Annotated in this window: 2 protein-coding genes; both read right to left on the bottom strand. The window is 44.3% G+C overall.

Annotated elements, in window-relative coordinates; genetic code table 11:
* Positions 1 to 1,450: adenylate/guanylate cyclase domain-containing protein (locus tag Q0668_RS19270; protein ID WP_298867623.1), on the bottom strand; the 1,450-nt coding region annotated here is incomplete at its 3' end.
* 53 nt (positions 1,451 to 1,503) lie between these two features.
* A complete protein-coding gene (locus tag Q0668_RS19275) occupies positions 1,504 to 3,702 on the bottom strand; it encodes a serine/threonine protein kinase (protein WP_298867622.1) in 2,199 nt (732 codons plus the stop codon).
* Positions 3,703 to 4,248 lie beyond the last annotated feature (546 nt).

Below are 4,248 nucleotides of genomic sequence, written 5' to 3' on the forward strand. Positions count from 1 at the left end.
TTTGAGATGTTGCTTCATCCATTAAAACTGGAACACGCAACTGTTTTGTCAAACCTTCCAGGCGGCTGGCCAGGTTAACGACCGGTCCAAATACTGTCACTTTCACTTGATCATGAGTACCAATTTTCCCAGCTACGGCTCTCCCATGTGCAATTCCAATTCCCATATGGAAATCGGAAAGGGGGTGATCTGACTGGTGATTAATTTGCTCGAAGGCAGCGCGAATCGCCAAAGCAGCACGGCAAGCATCCAAGGGAGCCACATCAGATGAAAAGGGCCATCCCCAGAATCCTAAGGCAGCATCCCCCTGAAAATCTCCAGTCACTCCTCCAAAATCAAGGATATGCGATGTCATGATTCCTAAAGCCTGACTGACTCGGTCCAACAATCCGATTAAATCTCCAGATGAATCTTCCGCATATTGACTGAAACCTCTGAGGTCACAAAATAATACTGTGACATCACATTCTCGAGGTTCCAGAATCTCAGTATTTAAGTCATCACCGATGGCTGCGAGAATTGGTGGGGCAAAAAACTGACGCAATCCAGCCTGTTGCCTTTCCAACTGATTAAGACGCCTTACAGATTTCACAATCGAAGCAACAAGTTCTGTAAATTTGACGTCCGCTTGAAGATCAATACCACTGGTTCCCGTGGGAATATCAACTTGATAGGGGTGATTCAGTTCTCCCGCGACATAGAGCCCCCACTTACTGGAGACACCATCTTCAATGGGAGTACAAAATGCCCAGTCAAATTCGGCTACCGCAGTATAATCATCTTCGGTCTGTGAATCATCTTTGGCGGCCCATACATGTAATACAGTCCGTCTACTGTTTTTGACCGCTTCCAGAACAAGTCGTCCACTGGGGCGGAACTCCCCCTGTGTCTGGCGTCTGCGTTCCCAAAATGGGACTTCCACCCGATCTTCACCGTTCAATTGGACGACAGCAACAGCATCTGCATGCTTCACACCAGACAACAACATTGTCACCAGACGGTGGAACAAATCGTCTTCATTCCTTGCATCCATAATTAAATCAGGTAAATGTGACAAGACATCGATTCTCTGGTCAGCATCACGATACCTGACTTTTAATAACTCATTCGGTTTGAATGTCACCTCTTCCAGGGGAGACTCACTCGGCGATGATAAACTTGATATCGAATTAACTAATTGAAAGGTTGTGGAACCAATTACAAATGAATTTCCAGGTTCAAGGAGAAAATCGTCCCGTTCACTCCCGGATATAAAGATACGATTCTCGGCAGAAGCAATTATTGAAACGGAAAGCTGACTCTGCTTTACCAGCACAATTGCGTGTTTACGTGAAATTCGATCATCCCAAGGGACCGAAATATCAGCTTGCGCAGACCTCCCCAGAATCAGCTCCTGACCGCTCTCCAGAGAAATCCTGCTGGAATTCTGGGGATTTGCTCCATATATCATTAATTCCAACAAGAAACATCTCCATCATTTTATGAATTCTGTTGATGATTTGGTCAACTGGATGATCCAGAACCCTGCTCAGATCGCTTTTCAGACTGGTGACGAGCCCAATCCCAGGCACGTCGTTCTGTCAGAACCCGCATCACAAAATACCAGACTGTAAACACTAAAAGACAACTCGTTGCCAACACAATCAAACCATACTGGATAAGCCAACTTCGCATTTCCGTAACAGGACGCAGCGCCATACTCCGACGTTCCTGAACAACGGCCGTCCAACCAGTCATACCTATTGGAGAGAAAGCTGCCAGCCAGACGTTATCCTCATCATTGGTTGAAAGCACTGCTTCTACGGGATCATGATATTCACTTATCATTGCTGATAATGGACCAGTTCGATTCTTTTCTTGTGCCAGCTTAAATGATTGCAATTCATCAAAGTGTTTCTCTTTGAGAACTAAACGGTCCACTTCATCACGATTCATATTTCGTAAAATATTTGCAGTCATTCTCGGGTGAGCCAGCATTTTTCCATCACGGTTGTCTATCAACGCTATTTTTCGGTCCCCACTATTTTCAGAATCCCCACGTATACTTTCATCATAGCCTGACAGTAATTGATCCAGATGCGTGGTTCTAGCCAAGACTCCCAAGACCTTATCGTTTTGCAAATCCCAAATTGGAACGGCTATAGCCACCATCCATTGATTGGTTGCTTCACTCTTGAAAACCTGACAAATATAAGGTTCCGTGATTGGTTTAATTGAGTTGGGCGCGTTTCCTTTTTCATACTCTTTACCATGCCCGTGAAAATAATCTCGATATGAAAAATTCTGACCAATTGTCGGCCCCAGTGGATCACGCCAAATTTGCTTCCCTTCGTCATTTGTAAGAAACCAACTCGTATCTTTTTCAAGTTCCAGCTTTGACCGTTTCTCGTCAACAATTGCCTTTGCTTCCTTCAAATACTCTCCCACCACTGAATATGTTTTTTCATTTACCAGATTAGAACGCAACAATGTTTTACGAGATAGCTCCTCTAGTTGGTCCTGACGATCCTGAAGATCCCGCGCAACGTTTTGCGACAATAAACTGGCCGCAATGGAATCGCTCTTTAATGCTCGTTCTGTCAGATTTTCTCGAAATCTGTTTTCCATTTGATTTACAGCGGCTCCTGCAACGGGGATTAATCCAATAATCACCAAGAGAGGAGCAATAATCCCCAAAGCAATTAATGGTCTTCTTGCCCGCTGTTGTTCTCTTTGCAGCAGGCTTGTCAGCACAGATTGTGCATTCGGAAATCGTTTTTTGGGATCTGTTTCAAGACAGCGATCGACGATTTCAGCCAAACGTCGATCCACGCCGGAAACTTTGCGATGTTCAGCGGGACGGGGAGAGATTTGGATCAAATCGCGATAGGCCTGAAGTTTCTCTTCGAGAGTTTTTAACTTTCGAATAGACTGCTCATTTTCTGCTGTCCGATAGGGAGCTTTTCCGCATAACATATGATAAAGCAAAGCCCCGAGTGCATATACATCCCACCGCGAATCAGGTACTGCCTGCAGATCAGCCTGTTCAGGAGCCATATAATAGAGTGTCCCTAAAGAGGGACTTTGTTCGCTTGAGAGTCGGGATTGTCCAAAGTCACAGAGTCTTGGTTCAAAATTCGCATCAAGCAGAATATTGGCAGGTTTTAAATCGCAATGTAAAATTCCACGTCCGTGTGCATGCACGAGAGCCAGTAAAACTATTTTTGCTATGCGAACTGCTTCAGATGCGGGTAGGGGACCCGCTTCCAGAAATGATGACAGAGAACCATTCTCAAGATATTCCATCATGTAATAAGGAGGATCACTATTCCATCCGACTCCTTGCAAGCTGATAATATGCCGTGAGGTATAGAGTTCTGCCAGTTTTTCTACTTCTCGATTCAAGAGTGACCAGTCCAACCCTCGTCGATAAGTGTAAAACTTGATCGCAACATATTTCCCGGTATTTTCTTCCTGGGCAAGCCACACGGATCCATACGATCCTTCCCCCAATAATCGGATCATAATATATCCGGGGACTTTCGCAGGCAGAGCAAGATGGTCTTTACTTAAATGTGCAGCCTGAGTTCTTTCTTCCTCTGACTGTTTCAGAGTCTTTTCAGAGGAATCAACTCCGCTGGACTGAGAATCGGAGCTTCCTTTCTCTGAAGTTTTCAGATTCTCCGCCAGTGGAGTATTCTCAGCAGGTTCTGATTCATTCATGGTAAAATTGTCTTTAAGAAATGCTGCACTCGGGATGAACTTCCAGCCTCTGATTCCCCTTGAATACCATACTCGATACCCGCTCTATTCTATGCGATTGACGAGCGACCCTCAATGACTAATCTCAGAACGTAACTTATTGATTTTCAAGGTTTTTCTCTCTTCAATCCCACCAAAATTCGAGGGCCCTGTTAGTTGTGAAATTAACGGAATCCAGCTACAATTCGGTGATGATTTACCGGATTGAATTCTGTCGTGTTTTACAAATTTCAAAACCTCTATTTTAACAAAATACAGCCTGCTCTAAGCAGCTTAATAATCACTGAAACTCTAAGGAAACTGGCATCCATTTCAACAAATTTGAATCGTTTCCATATCACCTGACTTGGCAAAATCTGTCTACTAAGATCTCGTAGCATACAGACAACTCAAGTTAGAAGCCAAGTTCAAGTAGAGAAGTAAGATTGACCATCATTAGTTGAATTCCTCAAGGAGAAAAAGGATTGGCTAGCGACAACGGCGGTAAGCCGAAAACTGAAGAGAATA

Source organism: uncultured Gimesia sp. (assembly GCF_937910335.1).
GTDB lineage: Bacteria > Planctomycetota > Planctomycetia > Planctomycetales > Planctomycetaceae > Gimesia.